Annotated in this window: 1 protein-coding gene; it reads left to right on the top strand. The window is 63.9% G+C overall.

Translation table 11 applies throughout. The annotated features are described in order from the left end of the window. Positions 1-1,807 (top strand): Tn3 family transposase (locus tag AX724_RS05595; RefSeq protein ID WP_066764253.1); only part of this gene is annotated, 1,807 nt, incomplete at its 5' end. Positions 1,808-1,835: the final 28 nt, after the last annotated feature.

Genomic DNA, 1,835 nt, shown 5'->3' with positions numbered 1-1,835 from the left:
CCTTGTCGCCACGGCCTCCGCGCTGACCAACGTGCTCGCGGCCGACCCGCTCAGCCGTGTGCTGGACGGCTATCACCGTTTCCGCCTCTACGCGCCCAGGATGCTGCGCCTGCTCGACATGCAGGCGGCGCCGATCGCCACGCCTCTTCTGGCGGCCGTTGCGATGCTGCGTAACGGGATCAAGGTCGATCCGCCGGTGGATTTTCTACGTCCCAACTCGAAATGGCATCGTCATCTTCGCGCTGAGCCCAGCGGCGACCACCGGCTTTGGGAAATCGCGGTGCTGTTCCACATCCGCGACGCCTTCCGGTCCGGTGACATATGGTTGGCGGGATCGCGCCGCTATGGCGACCTCAAGCAGCTTCTGGTCCCGCCACAGGCGATAGAGCAGACCGCGCGGCTCGCCGTGCCGCTGCGACCCGGCGAATGGCTGGCCGAGCGCAGGGCTCGACTGGATACACGGCTGAAGGAGTTTGGCCGCGCGGCGCGAACCGGCACGATCCCAGGCGGCATCATCGAGAACGGCAAGCTGCACATCGACAAGCTGAGGGCCGACACGCCCGAAGGGGCCGAGGATCTCGTGCTCGATCTCTATCAACAGCTCCCGCCCGCGAGGATCACCGATCTGTTGCTGGAAGTCGATGAGCGAACCGGATTTTCCGAGGCGTTCACGCATCTGCGCACCGGCGCGCCCTGCAGCGACCGGATCGGCCTGATGAACGTGTTGCTGGCGGAAGGCGTCAATCTCGGTTTGCGCAAGATGGCGGCGGCGACCAACACGCACAGCTTCTGGGAATTGCTGCGGATCGCGCGCTGGCATGTCGAAGGCAGCGCCTATGATCGGGCGCTCGCCATGATCGTGGAGGCCCACGCCGCCCTGCCCATGGCCGCCTTCTGGGGACAAGGGCAATCGGCATCCAGCGACGGGCAGTTCTTCCTTGCTACCGAGCAGGGCGAGGCGATGAATCTGATCAACGCGAAATATGGCAACGTCCCGGGCCTCAAGGGATACAGCCATGTGTCCGATCAATATGCGCCGTTCGCAACCCAGGTGATCCCGGCAACGGTCAGCGAGGCTCCCTATATCCTGGACGGGCTGCTCATGAATGACGCGGGCCGCCGCGTTCGCCAGCATTTTGCCGACACGGGCGGCTTCACCGATCATGTGTTCGCCGCCTGCGCCTTGCTCGGCTACAGGTTCGCCCCCCGTATCCGCGATCTCCCTCAGAAAAGACTCTATGCCTTCACGCCCAACGCGACGCCGGCCAATGTGCGAGCGCTGGTCGGAGGTAAGATCAATGAACCGCTCATCGAGCGCAACTGGCCCGACATCCTGCGCATCATGGCGACGATCGCAGCGGGGATCGTCGCCCCCAGCCAGATTCTTCGCAAGCTCGCCTCTTACCCGCGCCAGAATGAGCTGGCCCTCGCATTGCGAGAGGTGGGCCGCATCGAGCGAACCCTGTTCATGATCGACTGGATTCTTGATGCCGGCCTCCAGCGCCAGGCTCAGATCGGCCTCAACAAGGGTGAGGCCCACCACGCCCTAAAGCGCGCCATCAGCTTCCACCGCCGAGGTGAAATCCGGGATCGATCCGGCGAAGGCCAGCACTATCGCATCGCCGGAATGAACCTGCTCGCCGCCATCATCATATTCTGGAACACCATGAAGCTCGGCGAGGTCGTCAATACCCGGGCCGCCAGCGGTACCCATATCGCGCCTGATCTACTCGCCCACGTCTCGCCGTTGGGATGGGAACACATCAATCTAACCGGGGAATATCGCTGGCCCAAATCCTTAGCGTAGGATTCCGCCCCCTCCCGCAAACGCCCCC

The sequence above is a fragment of the Sphingobium sp. CCH11-B1 genome (assembly GCF_001556865.1).
In the GTDB taxonomy this organism is placed as follows: domain Bacteria; phylum Pseudomonadota; class Alphaproteobacteria; order Sphingomonadales; family Sphingomonadaceae; genus Sphingobium.
This window is presented reverse-complemented; position numbering and strand designations above follow the sequence as displayed.